Origin of the sequence: Variovorax sp. PMC12 (assembly GCF_003019815.1) — a bacterium.
Classification (GTDB): Bacteria; Pseudomonadota; Gammaproteobacteria; order Burkholderiales; family Burkholderiaceae_C; genus Variovorax.
On the sequence record NZ_CP027773.1, the window covers coordinates 2,602,386 to 2,617,223 of the forward strand.

A 14,838-nucleotide genomic window follows, 5' to 3' on the forward strand; every position below is an offset into this window, starting at 1 on the left:
AACGAACCGACGCCGAACTGCCCATGTCCACACCATCGACACGTATCCGCAAGGCTGTATTTCCCGTTGCGGGCTTTGGCACCCGCTTTCTGCCCGCCACCAAGGCACAGCCGAAGGAAATGCTGCCGGTGGTCGACAAGCCGCTGATCCAGTACGCCGTCGAAGAGGCCTACGCCGCGGGCATCCGCGACATGATCTTCGTGACCGGCCGCAACAAGCGCGCCATCGAGGACCACTACGACACCGCCTACGAGCTCGAAAGCCAGCTCGAGGCCAGCGGCAAGACCGCCCTGCTGAACATCGCCCGCTCGGTCATGCCCGACGACATGACCTGCTCCTACGTGCGCCAGCCGCGCATGCTGGGCCTCGGCCATGCCGTGCTGTGCGCCGAGCACCTGGTGGGCAACGAGCCCTTCGCCGTGCTGTTGGCGGACGACCTGATGGTCGGCCCCAAGGGCGGCGAACCCGTGCTGGCGCAAATGACCGCGGCCTTCGCCCGCCTCGGCGGCTCGCTGCTGGCGGTGCAGGAAGTGCCGCTGGAGCACGTCAAGCGCTACGGCATCGTGGCCGGCGACGCGATAGAGGAAGGCCTGGTGAAGGTCAGCCACATGGTCGAGAAGCCGAAGCCCGAAGACGCGCCCTCTCGCCTGGGCGTGGCCGGCCGCTACATCCTGACGCCGGGCGTGTTCGCCGAGATCCGCAACCAGCCCAAGGGCGCGGGCGGCGAGATCCAGCTGACCGACGGCATCGCGGCGCTGATGAAGAAGGAATCGGTGTACGCGTACTCGTACAAGGGCATCCGCTACGACTGCGGCAGCAAGGAAGGCTTCCTGCAGGCGTCGGTGGAACTGGCGCTGGCCCACCCTGAAGTGGGCGCGGAGTTCCGCGAATACCTCAAGAGCCTGAAGCTGTAACAGCGCTCGTCGCGCTTGTGCAAAGGGCCGCTTTCGCGGCCCTTTTCTTTTGCTTCCTCAGCGGCGCTTGAGCACGTGGATGAAGTCGGTGCCGACGGTTTCCTGCTCCATCAGCTCGTTGCCGGTCTGGCGCGCGAAGGCCTGGAAGTCGCGGATCGACCCGGGGTCGGTCGACACCACCTTCAGCAGCTGCCCGCTCGTCATCTCGTTGAGCGATTTCTTCGCCTTGAGGATGGGCAGCGGGCAGTTCAGCCCGCGCGTGTCGAGCTCGCGGTCAGCCTGCACTTCCACGCTCCTCGGGTTCCGGCGGCAGGTTCAGGCCGCGGCGGCGCTCTTCGTTTTCCGCGGCGGTGAAGAACACGGGCTCATGGCCGCGCGTGCGCAGCCAGTCGGCCAGCGCGTAGCCGGTGCCGGCCGGCCAGCACTTCAGGTCGGGCAGGTCGTAGAGGCGGTAGTCGACCAGTTCGGGCGAAAGCTTCACCTCGCCGTCGGCCACCACGTGGTAGGCGATGATGACCTGGTTCATGCGCTGGAAGTCGTACGCGCCGACGATCTTGAGCGCGCTGACGTCGAGGTTGGTTTCTTCCTTGACCTCGCGCGCAACGCCTTCCTCGGGCGTCTCGCCGGCCTCCATGAAGCCGGTGATCAGCGCGAACATCTTGCCCGGCCATGCCGCATTGCGCGCCAGCAGCACCTGGCCGCGGTACTCGACGATGGCCGCGAGCACGGGCGTGGGGTTGTTCCAGTGGGTGTGACCGCAGTTGGAGCAGCGCAGGCGCTCCTTGGGACCGCCGTCTTCCATCAGCGCGATCCACTCGAGCGGCGTGGCACAGACCTGGCAAAACTTGGGATGGGGCATGGGGTCTCTTTTCTTTTTATGGCGCCGCCTCGGTCAAGGCGGACGCGGGTTGGCTGAAGACGATCAGGCCGGGAACACGCCGGTGGAGAGGTAGCGGTCGCCGCGGTCGCAGACCACGAACACGATGGTCGCGTTCTCGACCGTCTTCGACACCTCGAGTGCGGCCCAGAGCGCGCCGGCAGCCGAGATGCCGCCGAAGATGCCCTCTTCGCGCGCAAGGCGGCGGCACATTTCTTCGGCGTCGTCCTGGCTCACGCTGATTTCCTGGTCGACCCGGCTCGGATCGAAGATCTTCGGCATGTATTCGGCCGGCCATTTGCGGATGCCCGGAATGCGCGAGCCTTCGGCCGGTTGCGCGCCGACGATGCGGATGGCGGGGTTCTTCTCTTTCAGGAAGCGCGAAACGCCGGTGATGGTGCCCGTGGTGCCCATCGCGCTCACGAAGTGGGTGACCTTGCCCTTGGTGTCGGCCCAGATCTCGGGGCCCGTGGTCTCATAGTGGATGCGCGGGTTGTCGGGGTTGGCGAACTGGTCGAGCACCCGGCCCTTGCCCTGCGCGACCATCTGCTCGGCGAGATCGCGCGCATATTCCATGCCGCCGCTCTTGGGCGTGAGCACCAGTTCGGCGCCGAAAGCCTTCATGGTCTGGGCACGCTCGACGGAGAGGTCCTCCGGCATGATCAGCACCATTCGGTAACCCTTGATGGCCGCGGCCATGGCCAGCGCGATGCCTGTGTTGCCGGAGGTGGCTTCGATCAGCGTGTCGCCGGGCTTGATTTCACCGCGCTCCTCGGCGCGCTTGATCATCGAGAGGGCCGGCCGGTCTTTCACCGAGCCTGCCGGATTGTTGCCTTCCAGCTTGCCGAGAATCACGTTGCCACGCTTGGCATTTTCTGCGGCATGGATGCGTTGCAGGGCGACCAGGGGGGTCTTGCCGATGGCATCTTCGATCGTCGGATAATTCATGGCAGCCACTGTGCCATAATTTTGGGCTTCGTTCAGAACCCTGCCCGGGTGGTGAAATTGGTAGACGCAGGGGACTCAAAATCCCCCACCGAAAGGTGTGCCGGTTCGATTCCGGCCCCGGGCACCACATATTCTCAGGCGTCGCGCGCGAAGCCACTGCTAACAAAAAGCAAAGTGTTCCGCATCCGTTCCGCGACACGTTCCGCTTTTCTTTCCAAATGAAGGTCTCCGAACTGCTCGGCACCGAGCTTGATCGCTGGGTGGCCAAGGCCGACAACAAGAAGTTCGACGAGGAATTCCACCCCTCCACTGACTGGGCGACCGGCGGCCCGATCATCGAGCGCGAGGGCATCCATACAGCTCCCATGCCTGCAAAGGGTTCAACCTGGTGCGCGATCGCCGTAGGGCGCCTGACCGTGCGTGCCAACGGAGGCACTGGTGGCGGCTGGATCGAGGGGCCAACGCCGTTGGCGGCGGCGATGCGGGCCTACGTCGTTTCCAAGTTCGGATACGAGGTGGCTTAGGCGGGGATCGGGCCCGCCTCGAACAACTCCACTGCCGGCAGCCGCAGCAGCTTCTTCGCCTCCTCCATCGTGCCGGCCAGCCACAGATCGACGTCGCCCAGTTCGATAGGGATCACGCTCCGCTTGTCCTGTTGGTCAGGCGGCAGCTTCGGATCTGGCTTGTGCATCCGGTTCATCAGCGGGTGTGCGTCTGCGTTCAAGGTCAGCATCGTGTAGCTCTCGTGCACCTCGCCCGTCGCCTTGTCGGTCCAGGTGTTCCACAGACCGGCCAGGCCCCACGGCGTGCCGTCGACTCGGCGGAACTGCCACCACTGGTTCTTCCCCGTCTCCCAGTTGGGCTCCATGAAGCTGGCGGCCGGGATGATGCAGCGCTGCCCGCGCTTCCACGGATCCTTGTAGCTGGCCTTCTGCTCCAGCTCCTCGCTACGCGCGTTGTTCGTTGGGAACTTGAGCTTCGGCTCCTTGGCGAACCAGGGGATCAGCCCCCACTGCCCCACGACCAGTTCGCGCTCGTAGCCTGTCTCATCGCGCGCGCGACGGATGAATGGCGCCTGCGTCCGCGGGAAGACGCTGATCGCAGGCAGCAATGGCCGTCGGCTGCGCCGTTCGTCGATACGCCAGTAGCGCTCTGCCTCGGCGGATTCAGGGGTCCGATATTGGTTACACATGCTCTTTTTTTCCTTTCGGGAGCCGGTCTGGCCGATGTCACATTCTGCGACCTCACGACCGATTGACGCTGCGTCCTGACCGGAGAGATACTGTATTTCCATACAGTATTTTAGGAGCTTTCGATGTCACCCCCTTCCGCCGCCAACCCACCACCGATCCTTTCATTCGCGGCGGAGGTCAAGTTCCGCCTGCTCGCCGCCGAGGTCGGGCTCGTGGAAGAAGGCGGGCAGCTGTCGCAGGCGCAACTGGACTTTGCCCAGGGCGTGGCCGAGCTGTGCGCGGCCGTGGGTGACCAGTTCCGCAGCTCGAGCGCCTCCAGTGCTGGCGACCTGATCCGCGCCTACTATGGTCCCGTGCCGTTCTGAGGCAGCTAGGAAGCAGCCATGAAAGACGTCGAGTTTTTCAACTTCATGATGCCGCCAAGCATCTGGAACAAGAAGCCGAGCCCCTCGCGTTTCAAGATGGACATCGAATACGCGGCGAAGACCTACCCAGGCGCCACGCCCATTCTCAGCACGCGGGAGATCCGGGAAATTCCGGAGACGGAGGCCGATCACGCAGAGCGTGCAAAGTACATCTGCGGGTACAGCAAAGGCGGAATGACCTCCGAGGAGATTTTTGCAACCTGGCGCCAGGTAAAGAGTCAGGCGCCGAATGCCGGCAGCGACAATCCGCCCCATGAGCCAAGCTGACATCTTCCCCACCGACACCACCACTCTCTATACGCCAGCCTGGTACAGCGACAAGGTCCGCGAAGAACTCGAGCTGCCGCTGGCGCCAGGCGACTACAAGGTCACGCCGGGCGAGCGCTGGACGGTCACGTCTCTGAAGGACGGCGCGACGGTCTACAGCGGGATTGGCCCGGTCGAGATCCTGCGTTCGCGTGCGAAGGCCTGAAGCGATGTCCAACCTCTTCATTTCCATGACCGAAGCAGTCATCAGACACTGGAAGGCGAACGACAACGCATACCCGAAGAAATTTGTTCTCGCGCCCGAACAGCACAAGGGCTACGTGGCGTCACGCCGCGCTGGGATTGGTGGACCAAAGGCCGACGTGAGCGAGCACATGGGCGTGCCCGTTGAGGTCGTAGAAGGCTCGCCGGGCGTGATGGTGGCCGCCGACGGCACCGAGGTGTCGCTGCAATGAAGGTGCGGCGCTTCATCCTGCTGGCCGGCTTGCTCGTGCCGCTGCTGGCCGCGGCCGAGCCGCGCACCTGCCTGGTGGTTGGCGTCAGCGACGGCGACACCCTGACCGCGCGCTGCGGCACGGTCGGCAACTACGAGCAGATCAAGGTGCGCTTCAACGGCATCGACGCGCCTGAGAAGAAGCAGCCGTTCGGCGAGCGAGCAAAGCAGGCGCTGTCCGATCTCGTCTACATGAAGGAGGCTGCGCTCGATTGCCCGAAGACCGACCGCTACGGCCGCAGCGTCTGCCGCGTGATGGTGGCGCCAGCCTCGGCGCCGTCCGGGCCGAAGACTCTTGATGCTGGCCTGGCCATGATCACAGTCGGGATGGCGTGGTGGTATCGAACTTACGCACGCGAGCAGACGCCGCAGGAACGCGGGCAATATGAGTTCGCGGAGACCGAGGCGCGGGCCAAACGCGCGGGCCTGTGGATAGACGCTGCCCCGGTACCGCCGTGGGACTGGCGCAAGGAACGGCACTCGCGACTACAGCGGGCAGGTTGAGTTGGCGTACTTGGGGTCGATGTTGGCAGAACGGCAACTCCAACTTCCGGTGGGCTCGCGAGTCCATGTGATGGTGCTGGCGGGAGCCCCTTGCAACGGAGACCCGGCTGCGTTTCCCAAAGTGGCCACTATTGTGGAAAACTCGATAGCCGACAGGCTCACCTGCGGCACCCCAGTTCCGCTCGACGTCCAGGTCTCAGCGATGGCGGGAGCCGAATTGCCTGCAGTTGCTTGAAGACTTGATCCTGTTGCCTGGGGATCGCACTTACCCTGGGAAGCTGCCCCGATCGCAGTCTTGCCGTTCAGAAGGCACAGCTCCACTATGGGCTTGAGGGTGCCCGCCTCTCCGATGACACGCTGTACCTGTGATCGCAAGACATGGGTTTGATATTGCGGTATAGCAACAGCCGCCAGCACCCCAACAATCGCTGTGACGATCATCAGTTCAATCAGCGTAAAACCTTGCGAGATTGAGCGGTTCATGTTGGCCGCGCTCCTCCAATAAAAAAGCCGCCAAGTGGCGGCTCTTTGGGTCATGAGAAGCGAATTAAGCGCCGCTGGAAACACAGCCGGCGGGCGTGTACTTCTTCGCAACGGTCGTGGCGCAGGTCCAGCTGCCGTTGGCATCACGGTTCCAGCTGAGGGTTTGACCGGTCAGAGCAGCAGAAGACGAGCTGCCGAACGTCGACTTGAGTTCCACGGTCGGGCCAGCGCCGCTTGCGCCAGCAGTGATCGTCAGCGCGGGAACGCCACCCTTGCCAACTGCCGGAGCTGCACCATTCAGAGTGTTGCCATCGTTGTCTTTCAGCAGATTGGATGCGCTGGCTGTACCGCCGCAGGTCGTTGCATCGGTCGCGGCGCCGGTAGACATTTGCCCATTGTTCAAGCAGTCTTCGACAGGCGTCTTTTGCCCAGCCGTCTCACCCATCACACGGGAAACTTGGGACTTGGCAACGTAAGTTTGGTACTGGGGAATCGCGATGGCGGCCAAGATGCCGATGATCGCGACAACGATCATCAGTTCGATCAGGGTGAAGCCGGCTTGTGCGCGGCGAGCGATGGTTCGACGGTTCATGTGAATCCTCAGAGTTAGTTGAACGCCGAGGGCTTTCCCCCGGAGCGAGTCTCTAACTGCAGAAGGCATGCCATCCCCAAAAAACAAATCTCCCGGCTCGAAAGTGCAAAAAAGTTCTCAAAATCTCTTGCGTGCTGGGCTGAATTGGGCGGCAAGGCCACGATTTGGCGACAATTTGTGTCTCGCGGTAACAAAATTGTCAGCCGCCAGTGCACTTACAGAATGATTCGATCGCCGAATTCAGCGATCAAATAGGCCCTCATCGCCGCCTCTAGGTGATTCCGCCCCCACGCCGCACTTGGATAGGCAGCAGGTCTAGCAACAACACCTTTTTCCATTCGGAGCACTCCGTCGAAGGGGACGCCCGAAGGCACTGTTGTGAAGTGCATATCGAACTCGCTCAGGATCGACCCTGCATGACTCCAGTTGCTGCTGTATGCGAGCACGGGCCGGCTGGCCTGTCCTGGGATGAGTATCACTGGTTCGCTGTCCATCCACTCAGGAGAGTGGCGCTGGGCCTTAGCAACCCAAAAATCCAATTCTCGTCCCGTTAAGTCGGCGAACTTCGGGAGCGTGCCAAGGTCTTCTTTAGGTAGCAATTCCCCAATCAGTTGGTCAATGCTCACGCCGAAGAACTGCGACAGCACCTTCAACTCAAAGATGCCTGGCTCTCCCTCGCCCTGTTCCCAACGAATGATCGTTCGTTTTGTAAAGCCCAGGGCATCGCCAAGCTGCTGCTGGGTGAGGCGCCGGTCATTTCGCAGTTTTTTGATGTTAGGTACGGGGTGTGCTGCCATCTGCCAAGGATAGCGCCAGCCTCAGCACTACTGACCGCAGACTACGTCGGGCGAGGTACTACGCCCAGGAGGCCATTCACTGGCTTGCTCAGGTCCCCCTGATCCAGCCATGCGCGCAGGCGCGCCACTGACACTTCCTTGATGGGCCCGATCTTGAAGTCCGGCGGGAAGTGTTTGCTGTAGGCTTCCTTGGCGGACTGCCTATCGGTGTAACCCAGGAGGATTTTGTGCTCGTCGAACTTGCCAGCCGCGTCAACCTGGTCGACGACGAAGGCGCGGAGAGACCGATGGTTCGGGCCGATGTAGACGTCGACCTGCTCATCGTCAGCGCCAGTTGTCCGCTTGATGTAGCCGTAGTGGGCATGCATTTGCCGCATCCACGGCGTTCCGTCCTTTCCAACGCCTTTGCGCACCGAACCCTCAGGAAACTCGACTGTCACGTCCAGGCCCGCGATACGCACGTGGCCCATCTGATAGTTACCCGCGGCCAACTGTGCCTCTGTCGGCTCGGGCAGGGTACTAAGTGGCGAAGTGGCAGCCTCATGGGCGCCACTGTCTAGGTTTGCGGTGGTGTTCATCCTGGCCGCAGTCTCCGCTTCGCCCCAGAGTTCCTCCACCCCTACCGGGGGCCGTCCGCTGCTGCTACATTGCGGGTATGGCAAAAGATCCCAAGAACTTCACGGGCGAAGATATGTCGCGCCTGTTGAATGCTGAGGAGCGACGCCTGCAGTCCCGCGAGGACTGGAAAGGCTTCAGCTTAGCCACGATGGGCATCGGCGCAGCGCTTTTGTTAGTCATTTGCGTCGGCGCTTACTTCTTCAGTTTTCTGCCCTGAGGCGCGCTTGCCGAGACTCCTGCATGCGACGCAGGCCCGGCCGTTCACCACCTGATACCGGCACCCGCGCTGCAGCCGCAACTGCAGAAGGAACTAACGCTTCGTTCGCTCGCGTGCTGCCCGCCGCGAACCGGACCACAGATGGCGAGGTTGTCGCCTTCGCGATGCTACGTGCGACCACTGGAGCCGCGAGAGCTGCTGAAACTGCGCCAGCGTTGCCGGTGGCCAGCGCCGTGCCCAGACCTGCTGCCCAGCCGATCATCGCGCCCTGGCGCGCGGTCCCGGACGGGTTCGCGAATACCTTGCTGCCCTCGCGGCGGTTCGAAGCCATGCGGCCCATCATCGTGATCTTCTGCTCGAGGTTCGGAAAACCCGACGTATTGAAGAGCGCGCGGCGTGCTGGCTGGCTCATGTTCGCCAAATTCGTCAGGAAAGTCTCGGAGCTGAAGGCGTCGCCGAGCTCGTTCTGCTGTCCAGGCTTGGCGCGGCCCAAGCGCTGAAGCACTGCTGCTGCCACCTCGCGGCGGTTCTCGACTGGCATGGACTTCATCAGCCGGTTGATCTGCGTGCCGCCGTCGGCCAGGCCGGTGGTAGCCGCCTTGAAGATCTTCTCGGGTGCGTCCTTGTTCACGATGGCCGAAATCTGGTCCATGCGCTCGCTGGCCAGCCGCGTGAAGGTGTTCGCCCGGGTCCATGCCTGCTCGGCCTGCGGCCCGGCCGCCTTCGCTGTGACGCCGAGGTCTTCGCTCAACGCTGCGTAGAGCTTCGACCACTTGTCGCGATTGATCTCGGACGTGAAGTTGGCATCCGACATTTCGCGCCCGACCAGGGTGCGCATCTTCTTGATGCTCTCGTAAGGGAGCGAGGCGTCATCCAGATTCACGGGCGCCGGATTCATGACACTGCTGCGCGATCCGGCCGGCGCTTGGCGCTCGGCAGCCGCCTCCAAGTCGGCGATCAGCGATTTTTCGAGGCCATTGAGTTTGGCATTGCGGAACCATGCCGAAAGGTTCTCGGCGCCGTCGATCCCAGCATTCAGCTCCTGCAGCGCAGCACGGGTGTTGCTCACCGTGATGGGCGCGTCCGGCGCGATGTACCGGTCCAGGTTGTTGTAGAGCCGCTGCTGGGTCTCGCGCACGTTGTCGCGGAAGGTGGCCACGCCGCGGGCAATGGCCTCGCCGGCATCCGCCCCGCTCGCGGTCGGGGCCAATCGGTCTGTCAGGTCCTGCACGCTCTTCGCGAGCGCTTCTGCTTGCTGCTCGCCGCGGCGGACCATGATCCCTGAGCCGCCGACGACGTTGGATAGGCCGGTCTCGGCACCCTGCAGCGCCCGGCTTTGAGTCGCCTGACCAAGGGTCGGCGTAGTGCCGGCAGCTTCCTCGAAAGTGGCGATGTTGTCCGCCACACGCTGTCGACCGGCCTCGCCCCCGCGCAGCGCGCCGCGCACGCCAGCCTGCGCTGCGAACGGGACGGCGGTAGGGGCCAGGGCGCCGGCAATGCCAGCGACGCCTTGTGCTACCGCGCCGCCGCCCGCCTCGCGCGTGATCCCTGATGCGCCGGCGCCCGTGGCGCCGCTCACCGCCTGCATGCCGGGCGCGGCAGCCATCATGCTGCCAAGGGCCTTGGTGATAGGCCCAGCCGCAGCTTGCGCCAGCGCCTGCCCAGCACCCACGCCAGTCAGGGCGGTAGCTGCGCCGGTGGCCGCGTCTTGCACCACGCGCTCGGTCGCGTTCTCCGGCTTGGCCACGCCCGTCTGGTCCATGATGTTGCCGAGGGCGCTGGCGACCTTCTGGAAGCGGAAGCCGTTCCCTTCGCCCGCCACGGCGTCTAGCCCGGCATTGACCGGGCCGGTGATGGCGTCAGACACCATGCCCGGCAGCGCGGCCGCACCCTGCACGACGGCGCGCGCCGCCAGTCCTGCCTGGTGTCCGAGTTCGCCGAGCACAGATCGATCGGGCTTCGGCGGCTCGGCTGCCGGCGCGGCCGGCGCCGCTGGCGCGGGATATGGCGCTGGCGCGACGACCTGGTCTTTCGCCCAGAAGGCATCGGGACTCGCCGCTGTAGCCGGGGGCGTGGCGGGCACTGCCGTCGACGGCGCCGGGGCGGCGGCAGTGCCCACTGGAGCTGCAACTGCCGGCGCGGCTGCGGCAGGCGCAGCGGGGGCGACGACCTCGTCTCCTTCCCAGAACTCAGCCATTACGACTTCCTCCGCGTGGTGCCATCGGGTGCGATGTAGGTGGCGCCTACCGGCAGCTTGGCGTGGTCCGCAGGACTCGTGACCGGGGCGGCTTGGGCGGCTGCAGCGCCTGGTCGAATCTTGGCGATCCGCGCGTCAGCGTCGGGCACCTCGGCCAAGATACCGCGCATCGACAGTTCACGGTTGGCCCGTTTCTGCTTGACCACCTCGGCACTGTCGCCCGGTTGCGGGAAGTACTGCTTGTCGGCGCTGTCGAATTCGCTGGGCGCGATGGCGGCGCCCGACTCGCGGCGCAGCACGGCGTTGACGAAGTTGCGCTTCGCCTGGTCCAGTTGCTGGGCAGCGGCCGTGTTGAACTGATTCACGATGCCGCCGGTGATCGGGTTGTTTGCCCCCGGCGTCGAGAACAGTTTCCCGTCCTTTTCCAACTTGTCGAAGATCTCGTTCGCCTCCTGCATGCGGCTGCCGAACTGCAGCGCTTTTGCCTGAGTGTCGGTGAGGTTGTTCTTGCCCTTCGGCGTGTCGGGATCGGCCGGGCCGCCCTTGATGAATTTCAGGTTCCCGTCGGGAGTGCGTTCGTAGCCGGCCGGCGGCGCGTGGCCCAGCAACTCCTTGCCCTCCATGCCAGCGATCTGCTGTGTCGCTGCTTGGCGCTGCGCCGGCGTGCTGTTGGGGTCTGCCACGACCGCCTGCAGGCTCGCCTTGCGCTGAGCAAGCGCCAGCGCCGGCTCGGCCGCTGCCGCCGCGCGGTCGTCGCGATTGGCGTCGAGCGTGACCTTTTTGCCCTCAAGCGAAAGCCGCTGCTGGTTGATACCCAGTTCCTGCTGCGCGCGGGCATCGGCCAGCTTGGCGCGCGCGTCAGTGCCGCGTTCCTGAATTGTGGCGCGCTGGGTGTCGCCGGCCTCCTTGGCTGCGACTTGGGCCATACGTGCTCGCGCATCGATCGGAAGCAACGCCGCCTGTACCGCCACCTCATTCGGCACCGCGCCGCGCCGCGTCATCACGCTGCTGTTCAGAGCGTTCCGAAGGTTGGCCTGTTCATTGAACTGGGCGCGGCGGTCGGCCTCGGCGCCGGCTCCGTCGATGATGGTTGCGCCTCCCTGCGGGATCGAGGCATTCGACGCCTGCAGGTTGGCCAGTTGCGCATTGGTGTCGGCCATGCTGCCCAGAGGGTTGGCACGTGCCGGCGTGGCGGCAACGCCTGTGGCGGGCAGCGTTGCAAGCTGCGCTTGAGGCGTCGGCGCCGCTGGCGCGGCAGCTGCTGGCGCTGGCGCGGCTGTCGGCGCAACGTCCACAGGTTGCGCCTCCACAGCAGGCGCTGCCGGCGGCTGCACGGGTGCAGCAGGTGCTGGAGCGGGCGCATCCGGATACGGCGCCGCCGATTCGTACCGGCCACGCGGGATCTCTGCCACGTAGGGCTTGGGACTTGCTACCGCCGCTGCGGTGGGCGAGAGAGATGCCAGTTGCACATCGGCAGCCCTCTGCATGTCGGTTCGGGCGCTTGCGGACATGCCCCCCAGCGCCAGAGCCGCAGCCTCAGGAGATGCGAACGTCGGCAGGGGTTTGCGCGGGTCGTCGATCTCGCCGCCGTTGGCGTAGCCCGCGATGGACTGCACCGGGCGCGCCGCAAGACTTGCCGCCGCAGTGCCCGCCGCTGGCGCCGCCGCGAGATTGGAGCGCCGCACGCCGGGCGCGGACATCATCGCCGTGCGAGCGTCGGCGCCGGTGTTGAAGGCCGCATTCCGGTTCGCATAGTCCAAGGGCGCGGCGGCCGAAGGCGGCGCCACCGCAGGGGCCGGCGCGGCAGGCTTCAACGCGATCGGCGTCAATGCAGCGGGCGCACCCAGCACCGGCGGCGCGGCCGGTGGCGGCGGAGCGCGAAAGGAATCGACAGTGCTTACGGTACCGCCAGGCGCCGCACCATTGACCGCGATGTTTCCGGTGACGCTCCCGCCAGAGTAGGAGTTGCCGACGCGCGTAACGGCGCCGGGATCGATCGCGCCGCCGTCGGCGCGCGCCAAGCGACCCATCTTCTCGGCTGGGCTGCGCGTTGGGGTGTGGGTTGCGTCGATCAGCGCCTCGAGCTTTTCCTTGCCGACGGCTGCCGTGGTGTCCGCAGGCAGCATGAACTCGCCAGCAGATGCCCAGATCGGCACCTTGTCTTCCGTCGGACCGCCAGGACCATGCACGGGGCCGCCATGCTCCATCGGCTTCGCCTTGGCGTGGGAGGCTGGCATCTGCGCCAACATGGCCGCCGCACCACCCTTCTTCACCGGGCCGCCGTCCTTGAGCCCTGCCGCTTTCATGCGCTTCTCCAAACCAGTGTTGCCGGCGTAGTCGCTGATGTTGCTCAGCCGAGCCGATGCGGGCTGCGCTGGAGCCTCGGCAGCCGGTGCAGGCGCTGGGGCCCGAGCAGGGGTGTTGCCGTAGTAGCGGTCGAACATGCGCCGCACCATTCCGCCGTCGGCGAAGTGCTGGATCTCGATGCGCTTTGTCCGCGCCAGGATGGCGGCGGCGTTGCCTTGCGCGGAATCGGTCATGAGGGCCTCTCAGAGTACTGAGCGGCATTCTTCGCGCGCGAGGCGAAAGGGTCGAACCCTAGTGGGGTCTCCGTACTCACATCGCGGCGGCGGTGCTACCAAAAAGGCGCATTGCGCAACACAGGCTGTTACATTCGGTGTAGCGGTGTCGCTCTAAGACCGATGATGGCGTTCGGAGAAAGACTATGGAAACAAAAATCGATCAGATTCTCAAAACTCTTGATGCCATTCAAGAAGCAGAAAAAATTCGATCTACGGGATGGTTTTCTCGTATTTTCAAAATCATCGAGATTGCACTAATTCCACTCACTGTTGCTGGACTCGCATACTATGGCAATAAGGCCGCTACTCAGATTGCAGACGGACAGCTAGCACTTGCCAGATCGGCAGCTGAAGATCGAAAAGCAGAATTCCAAAGAACGATTCAGAGCAAGTATTTGGAGCTGTTCTACCGGGACATCACCTCGAATGACGCCACGCAACAAGCGAGTGCTCTGGCACTACTCAAGCTGCTTGAACCAAGCTTGGCGAACGACGTTGCCACATATGTAGCGGCGAACAGTCGCATATCTGCACAAATTAAAGCGGAGGTTAAAAACGAAAATCAGCGGGTTCAGGCAGCCACTCAAGTTTCAATCCGCACAAGAAGTTCGGATGTGATGAATGGTTATACTGTCGGAATTTACTACTTATCTACTGACGCCGCGGCTGAAAAAACAGCACATCGAATTCAATCCCACTTAAAACAAAAGCTACCGGGCATTGAAATCCGCCCGTATCCCTCAAAGCCGGACTTTCTTAATGAACAGACCAACGCAGCGACTTTAGAGGTGAGATATGACGCTGGAATTGAGGATAAACAAGCTGCGCGATTAAAAGCTCTTCTAGAAATGCCTCCAATTATTAACTCTGCAAATCTACTAGCGGTCAGCCCTCCCTCCCCCAATTTCATTTCTGTCTTTGTTCCAGCGGGGGGCTGACACCACCATTTAGTCGCAGCGGGGTCTGAGACCGTCATTTCGACGCATGCTCCGCGATCTTGCGCACCGCATCGCCCGCGCGCTTTGAGCCGGCCGAGCTGCCGAGCCAGTAGTTGCAGGCCTGGCCGAAGCCCAGGATCAGCGCACCGAACAGCGTGTTCAGCAGCCCCGCCTGCCGCTCGGTCCAATCGCGCTCAAAGACGAACAGCATGTAGATGCAGATGAAGAAGCCCACCGTGATGATGGCGCTGATGACGACCGGCGCCCAGGCAATGCCGCTGCCGGATTGAGCAAGCGCAACAGTCTGTTTGCGCGCGCTGTCGGTATCGGCCAGGTAGGCGGCGTCGCTTGCCTGGTCGATGCGGGCCAGTTCGATCTGCATCTCCATCTCGGCTTGCTTCAGTGCGCGGATCTGGTCGCCGGTGAGCGTGCCCAAGGCGAGTGCGGTGGCCAGATCGGCCTCGCTGGCGTTCGGGTTGCCGAACACCTTGTCGGCGATAACCTTGACGGCCGCGCCGGCAAGCGGGCCACCCAAGGCAGTGGCCAAGCCGGGCGCGACGGCGCCGATGGTTGCTTTCCAGTCGAACGAATCAGCCATGAAGCGCTCCACAGGTGATGGTGCCAGGGGGCAATGGGCCTGCTTGCACGAAGCGCGGCGATCCAACATGCACGGGACGCGACCAGTCCACGATGCCGATCGGCCGGCTCCGCGCGGCTTCAGATTCCAGCACCGCGACGCGCTCGCGTAGCCGCGTCAGTTCCTCGCGCAGCGCCTTGATTTCGTCTTCCATGG

21 protein-coding genes and 1 tRNA gene are annotated in these 14,838 nt (G+C 63.8%); 10 read left to right on the forward strand and 12 right to left on the reverse strand.

Going from position 1 to position 14,838, the window contains the following annotated elements:
* The first annotated feature begins 23 nt into the window (after positions 1-23).
* A complete protein-coding gene (gene galU, locus C4F17_RS12060; RefSeq protein WP_081265762.1) occupies positions 24-914 on the forward strand; it encodes a UTP--glucose-1-phosphate uridylyltransferase GalU in 891 nt (296 codons plus the stop codon).
* A gap of 57 nt (positions 915-971) precedes the next feature.
* On the opposite strand, the gene C4F17_RS12065 is transcribed toward galU, so the two are convergent.
* The 3 genes from C4F17_RS12065 to cysM all read right to left on the reverse strand — a co-directional run bounded on the left by C4F17_RS12065 (position 972) and on the right by cysM (position 2,739).
* Complete coding sequence (locus C4F17_RS12065; RefSeq protein ID WP_106937528.1) at positions 972-1,199, reverse strand: sulfurtransferase TusA family protein; 228 nt, start codon at positions 1,197-1,199, stop codon at positions 972-974.
* Positions 1,189-1,773, reverse strand: coding sequence for an NUDIX domain-containing protein (locus C4F17_RS12070; RefSeq protein WP_106935378.1), 585 nt, complete (start codon positions 1,771-1,773; stop codon positions 1,189-1,191). The genes C4F17_RS12065 and C4F17_RS12070 overlap by 11 nt, the downstream gene beginning before the upstream one ends.
* A 63-nt stretch (positions 1,774-1,836) precedes the next feature.
* A complete protein-coding gene (cysM, locus tag C4F17_RS12075) occupies positions 1,837-2,739 on the reverse strand; it encodes a cysteine synthase CysM (RefSeq protein ID WP_081265760.1) in 903 nt (300 codons plus the stop codon).
* Positions 2,740-2,781: 42 nt separating this feature from the next.
* On the opposite strand from cysM, the gene C4F17_RS12080 reads away from it, so the two are divergent.
* Together C4F17_RS12080 and C4F17_RS12085 are read left to right on the forward strand one after the other, a co-directional pair.
* Positions 2,782-2,866 (forward strand) — tRNA-Leu (locus tag C4F17_RS12080).
* Between the two features lie 91 nt (positions 2,867-2,957).
* Positions 2,958-3,263 (forward strand): phage protein NinX family protein, encoded by a 306-nt coding sequence (locus C4F17_RS12085; RefSeq protein WP_106935379.1) that lies wholly within the window; start codon positions 2,958-2,960, stop codon positions 3,261-3,263.
* On the opposite strand, the gene C4F17_RS12090 is transcribed toward C4F17_RS12085, so the two are convergent.
* Positions 3,260-3,931: an SOS response-associated peptidase gene (locus tag C4F17_RS12090; protein WP_106937529.1), complete on the reverse strand. Its 672-nt coding sequence runs from the start codon at positions 3,929-3,931 to the stop codon at positions 3,260-3,262. The genes C4F17_RS12085 and C4F17_RS12090 overlap by 4 nt on opposite strands.
* A 123-nt stretch (positions 3,932-4,054) precedes the next feature.
* On the opposite strand from C4F17_RS12090, the gene C4F17_RS12095 reads away from it, so the two are divergent.
* From C4F17_RS12095 to C4F17_RS12115, 5 genes are read left to right on the forward strand one after another with little or no spacing between them, the layout of a single operon-like run.
* Positions 4,055-4,297 carry a hypothetical protein gene (locus C4F17_RS12095; RefSeq protein WP_106935380.1) on the forward strand — a complete coding sequence of 81 codons (243 nt, stop codon included), beginning with the start codon at positions 4,055-4,057 and terminating at the stop codon, positions 4,295-4,297.
* 18 nt (positions 4,298-4,315) lie between these two features.
* Positions 4,316-4,624, forward strand: a complete 309-nt coding sequence (locus tag C4F17_RS12100; protein ID WP_106935381.1) for a hypothetical protein — start codon at positions 4,316-4,318, stop codon at positions 4,622-4,624.
* Entirely contained in the window at positions 4,611-4,829 is a 219-nt protein-coding gene (locus C4F17_RS12105) for a hypothetical protein (RefSeq protein ID WP_106935382.1), read from the forward strand. Before C4F17_RS12100 ends, C4F17_RS12105 begins: the two co-directional genes overlap by 14 nt.
* 4 nt (positions 4,830-4,833) lie before the next feature.
* The gene (locus tag C4F17_RS12110) at positions 4,834-5,079 is read left to right on the forward strand and encodes a hypothetical protein (RefSeq protein WP_106935383.1); all 246 of its coding nucleotides are present in this window, start codon (positions 4,834-4,836) and stop codon (positions 5,077-5,079) included.
* Positions 5,076-5,621, forward strand: a complete 546-nt coding sequence (locus tag C4F17_RS12115) for a thermonuclease family protein (RefSeq protein WP_106935384.1) — start codon at positions 5,076-5,078, stop codon at positions 5,619-5,621. Before C4F17_RS12110 ends, C4F17_RS12115 begins: the two co-directional genes overlap by 4 nt.
* On the opposite strand, the gene C4F17_RS12120 is transcribed toward C4F17_RS12115, so the two are convergent.
* The 4 genes from C4F17_RS12120 to C4F17_RS12135 form a co-directional block, all read right to left on the reverse strand.
* Positions 5,604-6,104, reverse strand: a complete 501-nt coding sequence (locus C4F17_RS12120) for a pilin (protein WP_106935385.1) — start codon at positions 6,102-6,104, stop codon at positions 5,604-5,606. The genes C4F17_RS12115 and C4F17_RS12120 overlap by 18 nt on opposite strands.
* A 64-nt stretch (positions 6,105-6,168) precedes the next feature.
* Complete coding sequence (locus C4F17_RS12125; RefSeq protein WP_106935386.1) at positions 6,169-6,696, reverse strand: pilin; 528 nt, start codon at positions 6,694-6,696, stop codon at positions 6,169-6,171.
* A 215-nt stretch (positions 6,697-6,911) separates the two neighbouring features.
* Positions 6,912-7,493 (reverse strand): helix-turn-helix domain-containing protein, encoded by a 582-nt coding sequence (locus C4F17_RS12130; RefSeq protein ID WP_106935387.1) that lies wholly within the window; start codon positions 7,491-7,493, stop codon positions 6,912-6,914.
* A gap of 41 nt (positions 7,494-7,534) precedes the next feature.
* Positions 7,535-8,071, reverse strand: coding sequence for a hypothetical protein (locus tag C4F17_RS12135; protein WP_159053636.1), 537 nt, complete (start codon positions 8,069-8,071; stop codon positions 7,535-7,537).
* A gap of 77 nt (positions 8,072-8,148) precedes the next feature.
* On the opposite strand from C4F17_RS12135, the gene C4F17_RS12140 reads away from it, so the two are divergent.
* Positions 8,149-8,328, forward strand: a complete 180-nt coding sequence (locus tag C4F17_RS12140) for a hypothetical protein (protein WP_106935389.1) — start codon at positions 8,149-8,151, stop codon at positions 8,326-8,328.
* On the opposite strand, the gene C4F17_RS12145 is transcribed toward C4F17_RS12140, so the two are convergent.
* Both C4F17_RS12145 and C4F17_RS12150 read right to left on the reverse strand, forming a co-directional pair.
* The gene (locus tag C4F17_RS12145; protein ID WP_106935390.1) at positions 8,312-10,273 is read right to left on the reverse strand and encodes a hypothetical protein; all 1,962 of its coding nucleotides are present in this window, start codon (positions 10,271-10,273) and stop codon (positions 8,312-8,314) included. The two genes, C4F17_RS12140 and C4F17_RS12145, sit on opposite strands and share 17 nt — an antisense overlap.
* A 251-nt stretch (positions 10,274-10,524) precedes the next feature.
* Positions 10,525-13,065: a hypothetical protein gene (locus tag C4F17_RS12150; protein WP_106935391.1), complete on the reverse strand. Its 2,541-nt coding sequence runs from the start codon at positions 13,063-13,065 to the stop codon at positions 10,525-10,527.
* Between the two features lie 185 nt (positions 13,066-13,250).
* On the opposite strand from C4F17_RS12150, the gene C4F17_RS32745 reads away from it, so the two are divergent.
* Positions 13,251-14,045, forward strand: a complete 795-nt coding sequence (locus tag C4F17_RS32745; RefSeq protein WP_159053637.1) for a hypothetical protein — start codon at positions 13,251-13,253, stop codon at positions 14,043-14,045.
* 34 nt (positions 14,046-14,079) lie between these two features.
* Here the strand turns inward: C4F17_RS32745 and C4F17_RS12155 are convergent, their stop codons facing one another.
* Positions 14,080-14,643, reverse strand: coding sequence for a hypothetical protein (locus tag C4F17_RS12155; RefSeq protein ID WP_106935392.1), 564 nt, complete (start codon positions 14,641-14,643; stop codon positions 14,080-14,082).
* Positions 14,636-14,836: a hypothetical protein gene (locus C4F17_RS12160; protein ID WP_106935393.1), complete on the reverse strand. Its 201-nt coding sequence runs from the start codon at positions 14,834-14,836 to the stop codon at positions 14,636-14,638. The genes C4F17_RS12155 and C4F17_RS12160 overlap by 8 nt, the downstream gene beginning before the upstream one ends.
* Between the last annotated feature and the right edge of the window lie 2 nt (positions 14,837-14,838).